We start from the raw sequence: 19,224 nt of genomic DNA on the forward strand, positions 1-19,224 counted from the left end.
GAGAGATTTTACTGCTCACTCATCCAGCCAACCCGAGCTACAGCAAATTGATACCGTTCGATTTAAGGAAGAATCATGTCGATCGCAACTGTAGGGCCAAAGAAATACGACTTTCAAGATAAGGTGTGTGCGGAGGTGTTCCTGCGCCATGCACAAACCACGGGTGTAGAACTGTTTATCGAACCCGAAGCCGGAGAAGACGCAAAACTGCAGATCGCGTCTGACAGCGCTCTCAAAACCATAGAAATTCAGGTCAAGGGCAGTAAGGAAGATGTAACGCTCTCGGTACTCGCTGACTGGTTAGTGCACTTTGAGGAACGGACGGCAGGCAACTCCTTGCTTGAGCGTGTGTGCACCGACCCGCACACAACGGTCGTCTTCGTCGCTACCGGTCGATGCACCGACAAGGTGTCACTGCTCTGCAGAGGCGCAGGCGCTACCTGGGAGGCACATGACAAAAAGCTTTCCAGAGAGATAGCCAATGAACTGAAAAATGAGTTGATCGCCTGTGTGCAAACGCTGGAATCCAACGATACGGAGCTTAGCGCTGGAAGAGCGAAACATCTAAAGACCTTTTTGAGCAAAGTAAAAGTCGATCAGTTCAGGGCGAGTCTGACTCGGGTCATCATTCTCGAAAAAGTACTGGATGATGAGGTGCAGTCCTCTTGCGAGAGCAGGATGCGAAAACTGAGGGTGCCTCTTGATCGATGCGAAATACTCACGACGAGACTCATAGCCATCATCAAAAACGGCAAAGAGAGCAGGAGCAATGTTTTCCCGGAGTTGCTGCTTGCGCTCAAAGAGCACCTTCCGGAACAAATCAGGCCGAAGGATTATGTGCGTCGTGGTTGTGAGGAAGAGTGGGTACAGGAACTCTCGGATAACAATATTTTGCTGCTTTCTGGCGCACCACGGGTGGGTAAGACCAATGCGGGGCGTTGGGTTGCGGCCGAGTTCGAAGAGGCAGGGTATCAATTAAAACTGAGCAGCAATCTTGAAGAGATAGAGCGTTTCTTGCTGGACACGGCGCCTTGTGAGCGATTGGCCGTGGTGGACGATCCTTTGGGCGGTTCCTATATGTCTGCCGACCCGGGGCGGACGCTGGCAATGCTCAGACAGTTGTCAACGAAGTTATCACCAACACGAAAACTGATCGTGTCACAGGTGCAAGACCGGCTTCTGCAATTTGCTGACGCTGCGCGGCTTGAGGACTCGAGCCTGGGCCAATTCAAATGGCATGACTTGGGCAAACTGGATAAAACATTTCTGGCTGAACTCTGGGTTGATCTGCGCGAACAGTTTTCAATGCCGGACATTCTATTCACCAACATCCTGACGGCATTGCAGAGTGGAACGCTGGATATAGAGCCCGGTTGTCTGATGCACTTGGCATCATGGCATTACCGATTGCGAGATGTTGCAGACTTGCAGGAAGCTATTCGTCTTGCTCGCGAAGATTCGCAGTCCTTGGCGTCGGCCCTGAATGATGAAGGGTTCGGGGCGATTTTGCAGGCATTGGCGGTCGCCACATCCCAGGATGATGCTTGTTCATTACAGGATCTGAAATACGTATTGCAGGGTGACGGGACTGACAAACGATATGCCACTGCCAGCTACCTGGGAACTTCCATCAGTTTTGGCGCGATGTTCAATCGACCTGTTCCTGAAATCGAACAGTACCATCGTCTGGAGCTTTCAGCAGAAAACGCGTCATTGCTGGACAAACTTGAGCGTCGTCGCATCATCGTGGAAACGAGTCTAGAGCGATTCAATTTTTCCCACCCGTTTTACCGTTCAGCGGCCGAGTGCTCAGCGAAGGGACCGACGTCTTCCGGCGCCAGAACACTGATGGAACTCACCACCAGAGCATTGTTTTCGCTTTCATTCGAAACCTCAAAATCTGCGGCGGTTGCTCTGCACTGGGTTTATCTGGTCTTGAGATTGGCCAGCCGGGGGGCGAATGTCATTGAGTTGGCTGTTGAGGGGATGGAGTCCAGATACCTGTCCACCAAAGATGCTTGCTTCGATTTTCTTCTTCATTCGCTGGAAGACATTTCTGAAGAGCAAAGGAAAAGTTTTGGCAGTTGGGTCAACAAGGTTTCCTTTCTAAACCTTTCGCATGTGATTTGGGAAAAGGGCCAGGCAGCGCTGCCTGCCGGAGAAAACAATGTGCTCGAAGGACGTTTTTACGAATCCTACGAATGGAGTGAAGTTGCCGACTACGTAGCCGTTTTCAGCAGCAAAACGGCCACGGTGGTCAGTGCAGAAAATGCCTGGAAGACGTTGTGCTATCTGGAAGGCGATCGGCAAAAGCTTTCGGCGCCAGTAATGCTGCGTTTGCTTGGCTATGACTTGGGTTTGCTCAGGGCAAAAGCTGCCAAACTCTGGCTCAGCAGTATTCACGGTGATGATCAGGAAGTTTTGAAGAAGATTTTCTCCGATCAGCATCCAGCGGTAGCGCAAGCAGCACTGGAAGGAGCCATTGAAGTCTGGCCGGAGTGCGATGCTGCGAGACAAGCCGATTTACTGAGCGGTTTGAAGCAGTTTTCCAAACTCCCGGCTTCTGCCTCGACCATGATAAAGAGTCTGTTGAAGACCGAGGACAACGGATACGACGACCCCGTGCCCTGGGATTTGTTCTCCAGTGTTTTACCGGACGTTCTCGCCGCCTTCCCCGAAAGCGTCAACATGAGCGACTCGCAACTGTATGGGGCTGTCAGGAAAGCAACGAAATCACTTTCCCAGACGGACTTCATAAGAATAGTCGACAGCTGGATCGGCTTGGTTGAGCGCTCGGCATTGAAAGTGATGCCCAGCGACTACGCCATGGCCGTCACCGATTTGTTGATCTGCGGAACCACTTCATCGGCCGATTTACGCCTCCCGCGCTTGCAACGACTGTTCAACATACAGGGAACAGGCGCGCAATTGAGAGTTGTGGTGGAAATGGTGGATCGCTGGAACGATCTGAGCGTCGATGACCGGAAATTACTTCTTTGTCACTTGCGCGAAGAACGGAGCGATCAGACGTGGTTGCAAGCTGCAGCGGTCACTCGGCCGCATGTTCCTCAAGAAGTGCTGGCTCTGGTCTTTCCACTGGGGAAAATGCCTGCTGGTCATAACTTCCAGAGCTTTGAGGCAGCCCTCATTGATCGCGCATTAATGATTTACATGGGAAGTCCCGGGGTTCTCTATCAAGTCGGCGCTCATGGCGGTAACGATAATGTCTGGGAGTCGATCATAGAAACTATCGTTTGCGATCCTTCGCACAAGCTGTTCAAAAAGGCTTGGGCACATATCACAAGTGATTCTGACGATTCGAAGGTCTACGGGTATGTAGCGAAATTGGTCGGCCAATTTCCTCAAGAGATTTTTGAGCAGCTTCTCGAGCATAAAATCCGGAATAATGGTGGGTTCATGCCGACGGCCTGGAGTCTCTTGCTGGATCAGGCTCCAACGCATTTGCTGGATGATTGGTTTGCCGCCATGGTGCCTCATGTGCCAAGAGTACTTAATTATCTGGGAGAGGCGGGCAGTTGGGTGGGGGCAGAACACTCAGCCAGGCTGATAAAGCTGTTTCCTTCCGACTGTCTTTTATTGAATATCTCGTACGATCTGAGGGAAACGCTTACTGATGGACTCAAGGATTTCCAGGAATCAAAGTACGACGAGCTTAGGAGCGAGCTTGCCAGCTCTGCATTAACGCAATTTCTTGAAAGGTTCGAAAGCAATCTTCCAGCGCATTACGCGACGTGTGACGCGATTATGGAACGGTTCACAGACGTAGGGTGTCTGGAAACAGACCTCAGTGTTGTCAGCGAGCGCCGTCGGGTATTACTCGACGCCATGCACGCATTTCCTTACGTTGAAGAACGCGAAGAACTTGAAGACTGGATTGAGTAAAAAGGCAGGAAACAGCCGCTAAACCATAGTTCGTGTCCCGGCCACAAACACCGCAAAAAAGCACCTGAGGTGCTTTTTTGCTAACCATGGACCAGATTAACTGCTGGCCAGCGCAGCGCCGTGTTTTCGGGCCAATGCAGAAAGCAGTAGATCCTGTCACGTGACTAGTTGCGAATCGCCGCGTACGACTTGCCCAGATCGCTGGCCCAACCGTCCAGCACGCCTTTGACGTCATCGGCGGTCAGTACCTGTTTGTCGTTTTCCAGTGGCACGCCGGTGCCCTTGCGCACGACCTCGGCGACCACTTCGCCGGTCGAGCCGTCCTCGAACGAGACTTCGGTGGCGATTTCACTGTCCTGGTCACGGATGCCGGTGGCGGTGCTCACGCCGGCGGCAACCAGCGTCACCGGCAGCCATTCATAGAAGCGCAAGCTCTGGGTGCTGGTGGCGACGCGGGTGATCGCCGGTCTGACGATCAGGGTATTCGGACCGGGTTTTGACACCAGGTGCATGACCTTGCCCAGTTCGAGCCTGAGGGCGGCGTCGTAGTATTCGGTGACGCCGGAAAGCGTGCTCAGCGGGATCCGCTGCGTCGGCTCGGTGCTGGGGTAGAACTGGCTGGGCGCCAGATAGGCCTGGGTGTAGCGACCCCGGGCCAGCGCCGGACTGACCCAGCCCAGCACCGTCTGACCCGACGGCGACTTATGCTCGCTCAGCACGCTGTAATCGTGCAGGAATCCCGTGTACTTGCCGGGTTCGACGGTTTTGCTGCTGCAGGCCGACAGGCTCAGGGACGCTGTACACAACAGTGTCATCAAGCAATGGCTTCTCATCATGCGAATCCTTGTTTTGCGCTTTTGACCCGCGTCGTTCAAGTGCGGGCGGTGGTTGAGGCGGCGAGCGGTGGGGTGTTGTCCGAGCACTCGATGTGCAACTGGCCGTGGGTCATGATCCAGTGGATGAGGTCGGCGGTCGGAATCGAATGGACGTACTCCACCCATTGCGACCGGGAGGGCCCGTACTGTTCGAAATAGCGGCGCAGGACAATCTGGCTTTGGTCGTTCGCCAGCCCCAGGCAAAACTCCTGGAACAGCAGTGGCGTGTCGTGCTCAGGCGCGGTGGTGCGCTGGCTGAGAATCAACGGATAGCGGGCGTCGTGTCCCTCGTCGGTATACCTGCTGTGCAAAGCCTTCATGAAAATGCCCCTGTTTTGGAAGGCGTGCAGGGTGGCAGAGGGTTTTTGCCGGACAATGTCCGCTTGATGTCCGGGGTGACGGAATGTTGCTCGATTGAAATAAATGACCCGGGCGCCGGAATAGTTTTAGATGCGTTCTTTTTTTGGCCTGAGGATCCTGTGAACGTGAGCAGACTGCTGATCGTCGACGACGACGTGGAAATTCTCGCCTTGCTGAAGAAGTTCTTCGTCCAGCACGCCTACGAGGTCGATGTGGCCGTCGACGGCGCCGCGATGTGGGCGGCGATTGCGCAGCAGCGCCCGGACACCATCATTCTCGACCTGATGCTGCCCGGCGAAGGGGGCTTGAGCCTGTGCCAGAAAGTGCGCGCGCAGATGAGCATTCCGATCATCATGCTGACCGCCATGGGCGAGTTGAGCGACCGGATCGTCGGCCTCGAACTCGGCGCCGATGACTACGTCACCAAACCGTTTGCCCCGCGTGAACTGCTGGCCCGCCTACGCGCCGTGCAACGCCGCGCCGGTGAGCAGGTCAGCCCCGTGAGCGAGCCGTCGCGGCCGGTGATCGGCTTTGCCGGTTGGCATCTGGACATCACCTGCCGCGAGTTGCGCTCCCCGGAAAACGTGATGATTCCACTGTCCGGTGGCGAGTTCGATCTGTTGGTGGTGTTTCTCGACCACCCGCAGCGCATCCTCACCCGCGAGCAACTGATCGACCTGTCTCGCGGTCAGGGTCACGATGCCTTCGATCGCAGCATTGACGTGCAGGTCAGCCGCCTGCGCCGCAAGATCGAACCGGACAGCAAACGCCCGGACCTGATCCGCACGGTGCGCAACGGCGGCTATATGTTCACCGCCAAGGTCACTCGCTCATGATCCGCCGATTCCTGCAACGCGACCCGCTGAGTCGGCGGATTGCCCTGACCATTGTCGCGGCCATGCTCGCTTCGCTGGCGCTCAATGCCTTGTTCGTGCAGCTCGCCGGTATCTGGGCGCAACCGCCCATCGAACGCACCGGCCTGCTGGATCAAATTGCCGTGACCACCCGGGTGATCGAGGCAGCACCGGTGGAACTGCGCCCGCAACTGGCGCAGGCAGCGACCAACCCGGTGGTGAGCGTGTTGTGGAAAGCCCGTCGCGATGATTTCGGACTACCGCCGGGTGGCCATCCGGTCAAAGCCGAGAGGGGCACCATCTGGCAGGAGCTCCTCGGTGAAGATCGCGTTGTAGAAGCCTTCAGCCCTGCACTTTGGCCAAGCGGCAGCCCTGACGGGCACTACGTTGCTCTGGTGCAACTGACCGATGGCAGTTGGCTGACGTTCACCCCGCCTGGGCGCAGCTGGGGCCTGCCGGCCCGCACCCGCATCGCGATCATCATCGCCTTGGGCCTGATCGCCACAGTGCTGGTGGCCTGGCTTGCCACCCGGCAACTGGCCAAACCACTGCAGCGTTTCGCCAGCGCCGCCCGACGCTTCGGCGGCGATCTGCGCGCGCCACCGATCAAGATCCAAGGCCCGGACGAGATCCGCCAGGCGATCATCGCCTTCAACACCATGCAGGCGCAGATTCAGCACTACATCAGCGAACGCACGCACATGCTCGCGTCGATCTCCCACGACTTGCGCGCACCGCTGACCCGGATGCGCCTGCGCAGCGAGTTCATGGAGGACTTTGATCATCAGGGCAAACTGATCCGCGACATCGAAGAGATGCAGTCGATGATCAACGCCGCGCTGGCGTTCTTCCGTGAAGACACCCAGCCGGAGCAAGCCACCGCGTTCGACCTGTCGGAGCTGCTGCAGACGATCATCGACGATTACCGCGACCAGAACATCGCCATCGATTTCAGCGGCCCGGCGCATCTGGTCTATGAGGGCCGCCCGCTGGGGATCAAACGGGTGATCGTCAACCTCCTGGAAAACGCCGAGAAGTACGCGCAACACCCGGCAATTGCCCTGAGCAGTGACGGTTACAGCATTTGTATCGATGTCACCGACAAGGGGCCGGGGATCCCTGAAGCATCATTGCAGCGGGTATTCGATCCGTTCTTCCGCCTGGAAACCTCGCGCAACCGTGAAACCGGTGGCGTCGGGCTGGGGCTGTCGTCGGCGCGGGCGATTGTCCGCGAGCAGGGCGGGGAGCTGACCCTGAGTAATCGCAGTGGCGGCGGTTTGATCGCGCGGGTCGAGTTGCCGCTGTAGCGCCGCGAGCCCTGATCGGCGAAGAACACTCGCGTTCGTTATTTCACGGTTACAGGGCGTTGAATAATGGCTGCCAAGTGCTTCGCGGCTTGCCTGCGTGAAATATGTTCTGTAGATTTTCATGAAATTATAAGAAATAAATTTCATGAGACCGCGAATGTTTCAGCAATCCCAGCGCCATGTCGACAGTTACTACGCCCACAGCTGCGCCGATCTCCTGCGCGATCGGCCGACGTTGCAAGGCGATCACGACACCGACATCGTGATCGTCGGCGCCGGTTTCAGTGGGCTGCACACGGCATTGCGGCTGGCGCTGGCCGGCAAGCGTGTGACGCTGCTGGAGGCCAGTCGCGTGGCGTGGGCGGCGTCGGGGCGAAATGGCGGGCAGGCGATTCTGGGTTGGTCGTGCGACATGCCGCCGCTGGAAGCCGCGCTGGGGCATGAGCGCGCCAGGCGACTTTGGGACGGCATGCGCTGGGCCGCTCGGGAATTGCGCGAATTACCCGGGCGCCATGGTTTCGACTGCGATTATCGCCCGGGGCATTTGTGGACGTCGGTGATGCCGCGTCGGGTCAGCCTGCTGACTGAATGGCAACATGAGGCCAGCCACAAGTGGGGGCACGACGGCCTGCAGTTCATTCCCCGTGAAGACTTGCCGCGATGGGTCGCCAGCGAACGCTATCAGGCCGGCCTCTACGACGCCGAGGGCGCGCACCTCAATCCGCTGAAACTGGCCCTCGGGCTGGCCGCTGCCATCGAGCGCGTCGGCGGGCGCATCTACGAACAAAGCAAAGCGTTGAGTTATCTGGAGGAGGGCAGCGGGTTTCGGGTCAACACCGCGCGCGGTTCGGTGAAGGCCGATGTGCTGGTGCTGGCCTGTAACGCCTATCTCGATGAACTCGACCCGCCACTCGCCAGCTGCATTCTGCCGGTGGGCACCTATCAGGTGGCCACCGCGCCGCTCGCGCCGGAGCAAGCCACCGCACTGCTGCCGAGCAACGTCTGCGTGACCGACAACCAGTTCGTCCTCGATTACTTTCGCCGCACGCCGGACAACCGTTTGCTGTTCGGTGGCGGCTGCACCTATCTCGGTGGCATGCCCAAAGACATCGCGGCGGCCACCCGGCCGTTCCTCGAACGAGTGTTCCCACAACTGAAAGGCGTCGAGCTGGCATTCGCCTGGGGCGGGCACATCGACCTGACGATCAAGCGCACCCCGGACGTTGGCCGCGAGGGCCAGCGATATTGGCTGCAGGGTTACTCGGGCCACGGCGTGCTGCCGACACTGGCGGCCGCCCGCGCCGTGTCCGGTGCGATCCTCGGCAACCCAGATGAATTGGCTTTGTATCAAGGCTTGCGCAATGGCAGCTTCCCCGGCGGCAAATACCTGGCTGCACCGCTGGAAGCCATCGGCAAGGCCTGGTATCGCCTGCGAGACAGCATTTGATGAAGAATTTTCTGGAACCCCGGCCATGAACAAGCAAGAAGAAATCGCTGCGCTGGCGATCCTGATCCACGACCTGCGCATGCACAAAAAATACACCCTCAAAGAACTGGCCGACAAAATCGGCCGTTCGGTGGGCTTTCTGTCGCAGGTCGAACGCGGCCTGTCACGTCCGACCGTGGCCGACCTCACCGCGATCAGCGAAACCCTGGGCGTGCCGACCACCTATTTCTACAGCCTGCCCAAGCCCAAACAAGTGCCATGGGTCACCCGCCCGGACGAGCGCCGCACGCTGTATTACGCCAACGGCATTACCGACATTCTGGTGTCGCCGCAGATGCGTGCCTCGTTTTCCATGCTCGAAAGTCATCTGGAACCGGGCGCGAGCAGTGGCGACCGGCAGATGAGCGACAGTTCGGAGCAGGGCGGTTATGTGCTCGAAGGCGAATTGACCTTGTGGCTGGGCGATGACGAAGACCCGGTCACGCTGCGCCCCGGCGACAGTTTTCAGTTCGACAGTCACACCCGTTGCCGCTACGGCAACCTCACCCAGCAGCGCACGCGCGTGCTCTGGGTCTACACCTGATAACGACAAAAGGAACACCGACGATGGACGCTGTCTGCTCTGACCTGCTCGCCGAAGTGCGGGCGTTTCGCCAACGCTACCCCGAGGTACGCTATGTCGACCTGATCTCTCTGGATATTCCGGGGCACTTCTACGGCAAGCGCTACCCGGTGGACATGCTCGAAAAAGTCGCCGCGGGCAGTGCGCTGAAACTGCCGCAAAATTGCGTGCTGCTGGGCGTGCAGGGCGGTCTGTTCAAGATCGGCGATTACTGCTTCAACGACGGCGACCCGGACGCCGTGCGGCGCCTCGTCCCGGGCACGCTCAAACCAGTGACTTGGGAGGCGCAACCGCTGGGGCAGATGCTGATCACCTCCGACGGCACCGCAAAACCCATCGAATTCGAACCCCGCGAAGTGCTCGCGCAGGTGCTCGATCGTCTGGCGCGCAAAGGCATTCATCCGGTGGTGGCGTTCGAGCTGGAGTTCTACCTGTTCGACAAGAAGCTGCGCGACGGCCTGCCGCAATTCCCCCGTGACGAACTGAGCGACGATGCCGACGATCAGCCGAACATGCACATCGAGCGCCTGTCGCGTTTCGCCCCGGTGCTGGACGACATGGTCGAAGCCGCGCGGGGCCAGGGCATCGACGCCACGGTGATCACCGCCGAGCTGGGGCCGGGTCAGTTCGAGATCAATTTCGGCCACTTGGACGACGGTTTGCGTGCCGCCGACTGGGCGGCGCTGTTCTGTCGCAGCACCCGTGGCGTGGCGCTCAAGCACGGCTACCGCGCCAGTTTCATGGCCAAGCCGTACGTGCAGCATCCGGGCAGTGGCATGCACGTGCACGTCAGCCTGTATGACGCAGCGGGCAATAACCTGCTGGCTGCCAATCACCAACAGCCGCTGCGCCACGCGGTGGCCGGGTGCCTGGACTTGCTGCCGCACAGCATGCCGATCTTCGCGCCGAACCAGAACGCCATGCGCCGCTTGAGCGGCACGGTGAACACCGCGACCCAGGCGAGCTGGGGTTACGAAGACCGCGATGCGTGCCTGCGCATTCCTGAGTCGGACGCGAAAAACCTGCGCATCGAGTACCGTCTGGCCGGCGCCGACGCCAACCCGTATCTGGTGTTGGCGGCGATTCTGGTGGGCCTGGAACACGGATTGGAAACCGGCAAGGAACCGATCCCGCCACTCAACGACGACCGCAACAGCGGCATCGCTTTCCCTACCGAAATCCTCGACGCGGTGCGCGCCCTGCAACACCAGCCGCAACTGCGGGCAGGATTGGGCGCCGAGTTCGTCGACGTGTATTGCGAGAACAAGCGTCAGGATCACTTGGCGTTCATGCAGGAGATCAGTGCGCGGGAGTATCGCTGGTATTTGTGATCACTGATTCAGCAGGAGCAGGGGCGGCGCTGACAGAATGGAATTCGGCGCCGGTGAATGCCATGGTTTATCAAAAGACCGCCCGGCCCGAAATACAGTGTTGTACTGCTCCGCCAACCCAGACGGAGCCGTCAACGCTTTCGATGTGCAATCGGCCGCGGCGCCCCATCGCGGTGCCCTGGCTCACGGTGTAGCGGTCGGTCAGCATGCCCGAGCCGATCAGCCACTGAGCCAGGCTTGCATTGAGGCTTCCCGTGACGGCGTCCTCGGTGCATTCCTCGCCCATGAAGGCCCTGACTTCCATGTCCGTTTCAGACGCACCACCCACCCACGGAGCGATGACGCCGACATTCAGCCCCTGCAGCGCGGCGTAATCGGGCTTGATCGCCAGCACTTCTTCGCGATTTGTCAGCAGCACACCTGCCCAGCCAGGGCCGTTGTCTACCCATTGGCTGGCCCGGATCTGCCCGGCGGCGAGACCGAGCCCTTGTTCGATCAGGTTTAACGTCGTTGCATCCAGCGGTCCGCTGCGCACCAGTGGCGGAGCGGAGAACGCCAGGTGCGTGCCTTGCCTGCGGACCCGAATCAAGCCCGCCGGGCATTCCTGAATAATCTCGACTTGCTCAGGGGTTTCGTTCCGGGCCAGCCATACCTTGCAGCTTCCCAGAGTCGGGTGGCCAGCAAACGGCAACTCGCGCAACGGCGTAAAGATGCGTACGCGGTAATGCGCTCCCGGCGCTTCGGGGCGCAACAGAAAAGTGGTCTCGCTGAGTTGCGTCCACCGGGCAAACGCCTGCATCTGCTCGGTTGTCAGCTCATCGGCATCCACCACGACTGCCAGCGCATTACCTTCGTAGTGGTGATCGGCGAATACATCGACTTGTTCGAACGGCAGGGAGAGCGGCATTGAATGTCCTTCGCAGGTAGGGGCGGCACAGCTGAACCCGGTGAGCCAAGGCTAGTCGCTGCACGGTAATGATTAACGAATGCCTGGATTCTGGTGCTGTCCACGACGGGTAGTTTTCGACCAAGAGCAGCCAGTGGACAAGGACCTTCACAGGGCGTTAGCGTCGCCCTTTAACCAAGAGGCTGCTCCATGGATGTTATTGCCGATTACTCAAACGAACACCATCGAATTCCTGTCATGGCGCTATGGGAAACCGTTTTCGGTTACGAAACCGCGCACAACACGCCGAGCCTTGCTATCGATAAGAAACTGGCCGTCAAGGACGGCCTCTTCTTTGTCGCGCTGTCCGGAAATGACGTAGTCGGCACCGTTCTCGCGGGATATGACGGTCATCGTGGCTGGTTATATTCAGTTGCTGTGCACCCTGTACATCGCAGAAAGGGTTTGGGTGCACAACTGGTTAATCATGCTGAGCGCGCCTTGACCTTGCGCGGCTGCATGAAAATCAATCTGCAAATCATCAGCACCAATGAAAGCGTCAAAACCTTCTACGAATCTCTTGGCTATTCGACCGAACCGCGCATCAGCATGGGGAAAAAGGTAGATTCGAATATCGCAACACTAGGGCGGTAGTTTACAGAGCGTCCGCTGGCTGGTTGCTGACTATCACGAAGGGCAGCAGCCGGCCAAAAGCAGGCTTGCAGACGGCTCATACAGCTTGAAAGCCCTTAGTCAGTCATCGCCGTCCGGTTTCAAGTCTTTCAAAAGTGTGTGGCGATTCCAAGGTCCGCAGTACTGAGGAAGGTGTGCGACAAGTCGGTAGCCGCACCGCTTGTACCAGTGCGCCACGCTGTCATCGAGGGTCTCAATGAGCGCATCATGACAACCATGCTCCAGAGCAAGTGCCTCAAGCCTGTGCAATAGCTCGGTTCCGATACCTTTCCCACGCCATGGAGCATCTACCCATAGGTAACTGATAAAAAGACGGCCAAACTCAGTTCGACCCGTGACACCGCCAACTAAGACCTCATTATCCATCAGCGTGCAGGCTATGGGATGAGCATTTCCGCCATGTCCGCGCGACAAGTTCTGCCCGTGTTGTATGACGCCATCAGATACGGCAAGCAGATCCTTCTCGTGAATGCTGCCGGTTGTACGCCACTCCTTCCTCATTTCATTCCCTTGTGTCGCGTTGAAACAGAGTGACATGCAAGTCGAGTGCCGTTTCTAGCGCCTTTGGCTGGCTGCTATAACCTCTTGCCGAAGGTCACAAACGTCAGCGTCTGGCCGAAAGCAGACATCCCTTTGCGGTAGTCTGCAGCTGTTGATACCAGACCGAGTACGGCGTGTTCCCAACCACGTGCCTATTCAGTTCCGGCGCTCCGTGATCCCACCAAATCTGCCCATGCTCCCCGAGGACCACTTTGGCAACCTGTACAGCCGCGCGGGCAGTCTTCATGCGTCCTAAGTCACCAGAGGCCTAGCGGCCTTCTCGGCTCGCCTGGCGTCCATCAGCTCACTCACTAATCGCCGCTGCGTTCCTGAAAAGGGCACAGCATCTGGTATCCCCATCAGAAGTGCTCAAACGCTTAGTACTATGGATCCAATAACCCTACCTTTTGGCTGTGGTTGTATATACAGTGGTGGCACTGTGGATTGAATGCACTGGGATTGCTCGTTTTTTGGCAAGAAATAGCCATATGTGGTGCTTACTAAAATTATTATTGGCATATGTTGTGTTTTTTCTCCGAAAAGGCATATTCTGCAGAAATCTAGCTGAGCTCTGTCCCTACGCCTTTCAGTAGAAGATTTTGGTTAGGTCCATGACTATTGGCCAGTAGTGGGGTGGCGTGTGTCAGTACCTCTCGATGCTCTGTATGACCAACAGCTGCGTGCCGCGCTTGAGGCATGGCAGCACGCCTCGACCAACCGCGTGGTTCTAGCGACGGAAACCGATGGCTGGAGATTTGCTTTTTTTCGGTTCGACACAACCAGTGCTGATCCGCTAGAAGCCATTACTGGGGATATTGGAGTCTTATCCAGAGACCTAGTATTGCAATGGGCAAGCGACAAGCAAATCGTCCCCAAGCTTGAATACGCAGTGGTGCACGACGTCCCGCATGTATCTGTTAACACTGAGTCGTTCGCGGCTCAATTGCTAGCTCTTGTACCCGCTAAGGTAACCAAGAGAGCCATTCAAGTATTTCTGAAACAGCGCGATTCTCTGCTCGAAGACATGAAGCGCCCCAATCTGCCGAGTGAAGTCATCAATTGGGTTTACGCAAGGTCAGCCGGGATCTGTGAGTTCGAGGGCTGCCCTGCGGAGCTGTTCAGAGACAACTTGGGCAATTATGGGTACTACGGTTACCTTGCTCACATCGTTGCAGCCAAGCCAAAAGGTCCGCGCGGTGATGATCACCTGTCAGCAGAGCTGGCGCAGTCACCTTCGAACATCATGCTGTGTTGTGACATCCATCACCGGCTGATCGACAAAGTTGATCCGGATAGCTTTAGCCAGGAACGACTTAAGGCAATGATCGCCACGAGGGTCAACTGGCGTACCAACCAAGCTGCGACATTGTCTTACCCGATTGTGCATGCCTTGGCATTCATTGGTGACATCGCCGGGCGCACAACAACATTCTCACAACATGATGCCCGAAAGGCCTTATTGGCCGCGCACCTGACACCTGTGAGCGAGCGTGTGGCCGAATATTTTTTGCGCGATGTCCAAGGTGGAAACGATGTAAACGATCCCGGATATTGGGCTAACTTCTTGCGAGTTTTCCGGGCGCAAATTCTCCACATCCATACCGCAATCAGGGGCGATGGTGCGTTCGGCGCTCAAGCCCAAGAGCTCGCAATCTTCCCGCTGGGCAACATGCCGGCAATGCTGCTGGGCGGGTGGCTGGTCGGAGAAGCGAGACGGGTAGAGCTGTTTAGCTTTCGGCGTAACCCGGGAACCTGGGTGCGTCCTGAAGACTCCGAACCTCCTGTGAAATTCGAGTGGGCTAAGACCCCAGATGCGGAAGTTGGCTCGCATGTCTTGATCACTTTGGAGATCACCTCAGAAATAACCGATGAAGCGCTAGCGGCGGAAATGCTTAGCATGCCCCGTATTCGGATTTTTCCAAGTACCTATGGTGTTGATGTCGTGGCACCCAAAGGGGCGATGGAGAGATTCAGAAATACCTGCCAGGAGGCATGGGCTTATGCGGTTGATGTGCTCCACGCCACAGAAATTTCAATTTGTACCATCGCTCCGGCTGCAGCAATTTTTGCTCTCGGAATGAAACTCCAGTCGCGTTTGCATCCGCCAATCCACATGTATCAGATGGCCCCTCTGGGCTTGCCTTTCCATGCCTTCACATTGAACAGGCACGCGATTAGCGTGCCGCCGCATGCACCCGGCAGCGTGCTGCAGTTGGATGCCTGCTGAGTACATGCATCATCTATTCAACATCTCAATTCATGAGGAGTTTCCACATGGACATCGAAGAACGCAGCTTGCTTGTCGCAGTAGAGGCTTTAGAGCTTCCACCTAGTGCTTATGAGAAAGCGGTGCAGCGATACAAATCACTGGGCGAGTGGTTCAGCCGACCCGAATCAACCGTTGCCGAAAACGATCCCCACATCTTTGTTCAAGGGTCGTTCGCTTTGGGGACGGCCATCCGTCCACTGCTTGCAGGAGAGAGTTACGACTTGGACCTCTCATGCAAACTGAGGGAAGGTGTTTATCCGCAGACTCACAGCCAGTCGGATCTAAAGAAGCTGGTGGGAATGGAGTTGGAGGGGTACCGCGAAGCCAAGCGAATTCAGGAAGCTCTGGAGGAGAAGAATCGCTGCTGGCGTCTCTACTACCAGGATGGCGTCAGCTTCCACATGGACGTTGTCCCAGGAGTTCCCGTCGAGGAGGGCAGGCGCCAAGAGCTGGCTATCACCATGGAGAGCTATGGTGTCAAGCAAGTGTTGGCTCGGGACGTTTCGAATCTCGCTGTCTACATCACTGACAGGCGGCTTCCAGATTATGAGGACGTCAACGCTGGCTGGATGGTCAGCAATCCGGACGGCTATTGCAAATGGTTCGAATCCAAATCGGAGCCAGTGTATGAGAAAGGACTGATCGCTCTCGAAGCGCAAGTCGATGAGGTACCGTTTTATCAACGAAAGACGAATCTTCAGCGGGCCATTCAATTGCTCAAACGTCATCGTGATGTGATGTACCGTGACAATCCCGACTCAAAACCAATCTCGATCATCATCACCACGCTGGCGGCGCAAGCCTATCGACCAGGCGGCTCGTTGAAGGATGCGGTGGCGTCGTGTCTCGCCGGCCTGAGCGCTTTCGTGGCCAGTAATTCCGACACTGTGCCGAACCCGGTCAACCCTAAAGAAAACTTCGCCGATCGCTGGAAGATGCCTGAGGGGCAAAAAGATCGATTGAAGGAGCACTTCCACCTCTGGGTTCGCCAAGCTCTTGAAGATTTCAGGAAAATCAGGGATCTGGATGGACATCGTCTGGTGGAACACATCGAGGACTGCTTCGAAACCCCGACCTCGGCTGCCGCTTTGGGCATTGCTTCAGCACCCGCTCAGGTCGCCGCCCCAGCCATCGTAGTTTCCCAGCCGCCTCGCCCTTGGGGGAGCAACGGTTGATTAAGCATGATTCGATGATCGAATCATTCTTGGCCGACTACCCGCGTATGAGGTTTCGGCCGACGGTGGACGGAACAATTTCACTTGTCGGCCGATTTCCATTTTCTGCGTCAGCTGAGGGGCTTCCCGATGTAGCTGACGAGTACCGAATCCGGATCGACATCGTTGATCAGTTGGACAAGGCGCTTCCTGTCGTCTACGAGACCGAGGGGCGAATTCCCTCTTCCGTAGACAATCACGTAAACGGGAATGGCTCACTGTGCCTAGGTTCACCGCTGAGTCAACGGCTGCAATTGGGCGCCACGCCGTCGCTTACACGGTTTGTCGAGCTGTGCTTGGTGCCATTTCTGTATGCGCAGTCATTAAAGGAGAGAGGCATTGCCCAATTTCCTTTCGGAGAGCTTGCACATGGTTCCCAAGGCCTGATTGACGACTACAGGATGATATTCAGGGTCGAGGATGCGAGCGTCCTCAGGGGCTTGCTTGAGCTGCTTTCAATGAAGCGCAGAAGGGCTAATAAACTCCCGTGCCCATGTGGATGTGGCCGTCGATTCGCAGGCTGTAGGCTCCATGCAACTTCCCATCAAGCGAGGGCAACTTTGTCTCGCTGGGATATCAAACGAGCCTATAAAGAACTTCAGGGGCAGATTGAGACCTGACTCAGTTCTGGGGCGTTGGCTCGGCTATGCGCCGTTTGTGACGTCCGTTTTCGGCCAACAGTGGACCTTTAGAGTCGGGAAAGTAACTTTACGCTGATTGGCTGAAAACACTGAACAGTGCATCCAGCATCGGTGTGCTTATCTTTGCCCGCGACAGCTCTAGACTGGGCCGTACCTTTTCCAGCCCAAGGAGCGTTGTCATGTCCAAACATTCAATCAACGGCAAAGTTGTACTGATCGCCGGCGGTGTGAAAAATCTCGGCGGCTTGCTCGCCCGCGATCTCGCCCAGCAAGGTGCTAAGGCTGTGGTGGTGCATTACAACAGCGCCTCCAGCCAGGGCGATGCCAACGCCACCGTGGCGGCTCTCGAGGCACTGGGAGCCAAGGCGGTGGCGTTGCAGGCAGACCTGACCACTGCCGGTGCCGTGGAAAAGCTGTTCAGCGATGCCGTGGCCGCCGTCGGGCGCCCGGATATTGCGATCAACACCGTGGGCAAGGTGTTGAAAAAGCCTATGGCCGAGATCACCGAAGCTGAGTATGACGAGATGATGGCGGTTAACTCCAAAGCCGCGTTTTTCTTTCTCAAGGAAGCCGGCAAGCACCTCAACGACAACGGCAAGATCTGCACCATCGTCACCTCGCTGCTCGGCGCGTTCACGCCGTTCTACGCGGCGTATGCCGGCAGCAAAGCGCCGGTGGAGCAGTTCACCCGGGCGGCTGCGAAAGAACTCGGCGCGCGTGGTATTTCAGTGACGGCAGTGGGCCCTGGCCCGATGGATACGCCGTTTTTCTATCCGGCCGAAGGTCAGGATGCGGTGAACTATCATAAGACCGCAGCGGCGCTTTCGCCGTTCTCGCGCACGGGCCTGACTGATATCGAGGATGTGGTGCCGTTTATTCGCAACCTGGTGAGTGATGGCTGGTGGGTGACGGGCCAGACGATTTTGATCAACGGCGGTTACACCACCAAGTAACGGGCGAAAAAAACCATTGCAACCCCGTAATGTCGCGTTGACACTTTTCCCGACAAACCAGGCCATGGGGTTGCTATGAGCGCCGATCAGTCTGCACATCACCCGTTACTTCGCCACCGTGATGGTCACCCTGCGCGGGTGACGTTCGAAGAGCTGTTGTACAAACGCGAGGTGTATCCGGTGGTCGCCAAATCGCACCTGGCCGGCATCGTGCTATTGCTGGCGCTGGCGCCGATTGCGTTTTTGACCGACTTGCTGATGGTGGGCACGTTGACCACCGTGGTGTTGTTAATCGTCAGTTTCGTGGAATGGCGGGTGCTGCGCCGGTTTCGAGCGAAACAGGCTAACGCCGTCGTCGAGCACTGATAGCCCATGGACCGCATCGAGCAGTACCGCGTTTTCGTTCAGGTGGCTGAGCTCGGCAGTTTCATCCAGGCCGCACGACTGCTGAAACTGCCGCGCGCCACGGTATCGGCGGCCATTCAACAATTGGAAGCCAATGCCGGAACGCGCTTGTTGCACCGCACCACGCGCAAGGTGTCGTTGACCACCGACGGCAGCCAGTTACTGCAGCGCGCGCGCCAAGTGTTGGTCGAGATCGATGAGATCGACCAACTGTTCCACACCCATCAAGAGCAGGTGATGGGACGCCTGGAAATCGATGTGCCCAGCCGTATCGCCCGGCGCCTGCTCATTCCCGCGCTGCCCGAATTTTTTCAGCGTTACCCGCGCCTGCAACTGGGCCTGGGTTCCACCGACCGGTCGATAGACCTGGTGCAAGAGGGCGTCGATTGTGTGATTCGTTTCGGCACGCCGCAGAACAGCAGCCTGGTAGTGAAACCGTTGGGGCAGGTGTTGCTGATCAACTGCGCCAGCCCCGCCTACCTGGCCGAGTTTGGCGTGCCCACCGAGCTTGCCGAGTTGCAGGAGCGGCACGTATGCGTCGGCTATGCGGCGGGATCGGGCGGGCAGGAGGCTCAGTGGGAGTATTGTCTCGACGGTGTCCGGCAGTCGTTGCCACTGCCCAGTCGCCTGGTGGTCAATAATGCGGAAAGCTATATCGCCGCGTGCTGCACAGGGCTCGGTCTGATTCAGGTGCCGTTGTTCGATGTGCAGCATTTACTGGATAGCGGCGAGCTGGTGGAAGTGCTGGCCGCTTACCGGCCGCCGTCGATGACCGTGTCTGTACTGTACCCGGATCGGCGCCAACGCTCTCGGCGCCTCGGTGCGTTTATCGAGTGGTTTGCCGGCTTGATGGCGCCGTATCTGCAGAGTAGGTAAGGCCATTTCGATTGACGGTAAAGCCTGGACGCTGCATTCAGAACGCCT

The 19,224-nt window shown here is 57.5% G+C and carries 16 protein-coding genes; 12 read left to right on the forward strand and 4 right to left on the reverse strand.

Features of this window, described 5'->3' with window-relative positions:
- Positions 1-75: 75 nt before the first annotated feature.
- Positions 76-3,903 (forward strand): nSTAND3 domain-containing NTPase, encoded by a 3,828-nt coding sequence (locus NN484_RS21365; RefSeq protein ID WP_274657810.1) that lies wholly within the window; start codon positions 76-78, stop codon positions 3,901-3,903.
- Positions 3,904-4,067: 164 nt separating this feature from the next.
- On the opposite strand, the gene NN484_RS21370 is transcribed toward NN484_RS21365, so the two are convergent.
- Both NN484_RS21370 and NN484_RS21375 read right to left on the reverse strand, forming a co-directional pair.
- A complete protein-coding gene (locus NN484_RS21370) occupies positions 4,068-4,736 on the reverse strand; it encodes a DUF3313 domain-containing protein (RefSeq protein ID WP_274657811.1) in 669 nt (222 codons plus the stop codon).
- A gap of 38 nt (positions 4,737-4,774) precedes the next feature.
- Positions 4,775-5,098 carry a hypothetical protein gene (locus NN484_RS21375; RefSeq protein ID WP_127647467.1) on the reverse strand — a complete coding sequence of 108 codons (324 nt, stop codon included), beginning with the start codon at positions 5,096-5,098 and terminating at the stop codon, positions 4,775-4,777.
- A 165-nt stretch (positions 5,099-5,263) separates the two neighbouring features.
- Between NN484_RS21375 and NN484_RS21380 the strand changes: the two genes are divergently transcribed.
- The 5 genes from NN484_RS21380 to NN484_RS21400 all read left to right on the forward strand — a co-directional run bounded on the left by NN484_RS21380 (position 5,264) and on the right by NN484_RS21400 (position 10,699).
- Positions 5,264-5,974 (forward strand): response regulator, encoded by a 711-nt coding sequence (locus tag NN484_RS21380; RefSeq protein ID WP_274657812.1) that lies wholly within the window; start codon positions 5,264-5,266, stop codon positions 5,972-5,974.
- Complete coding sequence (locus NN484_RS21385) at positions 5,971-7,299, forward strand: ATP-binding protein (protein WP_274657813.1); 1,329 nt, start codon at positions 5,971-5,973, stop codon at positions 7,297-7,299. The genes NN484_RS21380 and NN484_RS21385 overlap by 4 nt, the downstream gene beginning before the upstream one ends.
- Positions 7,300-7,456: 157 nt before the next feature.
- Positions 7,457-8,746, forward strand: coding sequence for an NAD(P)/FAD-dependent oxidoreductase (locus NN484_RS21390; protein ID WP_274657814.1), 1,290 nt, complete (start codon positions 7,457-7,459; stop codon positions 8,744-8,746).
- Between the two features lie 25 nt (positions 8,747-8,771).
- Positions 8,772-9,329, forward strand: coding sequence for a helix-turn-helix domain-containing protein (locus tag NN484_RS21395; protein WP_274657815.1), 558 nt, complete (start codon positions 8,772-8,774; stop codon positions 9,327-9,329).
- A 23-nt stretch (positions 9,330-9,352) separates the two neighbouring features.
- Positions 9,353-10,699, forward strand: coding sequence for a glutamine synthetase family protein (locus NN484_RS21400; RefSeq protein ID WP_274657816.1), 1,347 nt, complete (start codon positions 9,353-9,355; stop codon positions 10,697-10,699).
- 70 nt (positions 10,700-10,769) lie between these two features.
- Here the strand turns inward: NN484_RS21400 and NN484_RS21405 are convergent, their stop codons facing one another.
- Positions 10,770-11,606 carry a PhzF family phenazine biosynthesis protein gene (locus tag NN484_RS21405; RefSeq protein WP_274657817.1) on the reverse strand — a complete coding sequence of 279 codons (837 nt, stop codon included), beginning with the start codon at positions 11,604-11,606 and terminating at the stop codon, positions 10,770-10,772.
- 189 nt (positions 11,607-11,795) lie between these two features.
- Here NN484_RS21405 and NN484_RS21410 point away from each other — a divergent pair, with 189 nt between their 5' ends.
- Positions 11,796-12,239: a GNAT family acetyltransferase gene (locus tag NN484_RS21410; protein WP_274657818.1), complete on the forward strand. Its 444-nt coding sequence runs from the start codon at positions 11,796-11,798 to the stop codon at positions 12,237-12,239.
- A gap of 99 nt (positions 12,240-12,338) precedes the next feature.
- Here the strand turns inward: NN484_RS21410 and NN484_RS21415 are convergent, their stop codons facing one another.
- Positions 12,339-12,779, reverse strand: coding sequence for a GNAT family N-acetyltransferase (locus NN484_RS21415; protein WP_274659324.1), 441 nt, complete (start codon positions 12,777-12,779; stop codon positions 12,339-12,341).
- A gap of 679 nt (positions 12,780-13,458) precedes the next feature.
- Between NN484_RS21415 and NN484_RS21420 the strand changes: the two genes are divergently transcribed.
- The 5 genes from NN484_RS21420 to NN484_RS21440 all read left to right on the forward strand — a co-directional run bounded on the left by NN484_RS21420 (position 13,459) and on the right by NN484_RS21440 (position 19,176).
- A complete protein-coding gene (locus NN484_RS21420) occupies positions 13,459-15,045 on the forward strand; it encodes an SAVED domain-containing protein (RefSeq protein WP_274657819.1) in 1,587 nt (528 codons plus the stop codon).
- A gap of 47 nt (positions 15,046-15,092) precedes the next feature.
- Complete coding sequence (locus NN484_RS21425) at positions 15,093-16,262, forward strand: nucleotidyltransferase domain-containing protein (protein ID WP_274657820.1); 1,170 nt, start codon at positions 15,093-15,095, stop codon at positions 16,260-16,262.
- Positions 16,263-17,121: 859 nt separating this feature from the next.
- Entirely contained in the window at positions 17,122-17,895 is a 774-nt protein-coding gene (locus NN484_RS21430; protein WP_127647451.1) for an SDR family oxidoreductase, read from the forward strand.
- Between the two features lie 75 nt (positions 17,896-17,970).
- A complete protein-coding gene (locus tag NN484_RS21435) occupies positions 17,971-18,261 on the forward strand; it encodes a hypothetical protein (RefSeq protein WP_274657822.1) in 291 nt (96 codons plus the stop codon).
- 6 nt (positions 18,262-18,267) lie between these two features.
- Positions 18,268-19,176 (forward strand): LysR family transcriptional regulator, encoded by a 909-nt coding sequence (locus NN484_RS21440; protein WP_127647447.1) that lies wholly within the window; start codon positions 18,268-18,270, stop codon positions 19,174-19,176.
- Positions 19,177-19,224: the final 48 nt, after the last annotated feature.

Origin of the sequence: Pseudomonas serboccidentalis, assembly GCF_028830055.1 — a bacterium.
Classification (GTDB): Bacteria; Pseudomonadota; Gammaproteobacteria; order Pseudomonadales; family Pseudomonadaceae; genus Aquipseudomonas; species Aquipseudomonas serboccidentalis.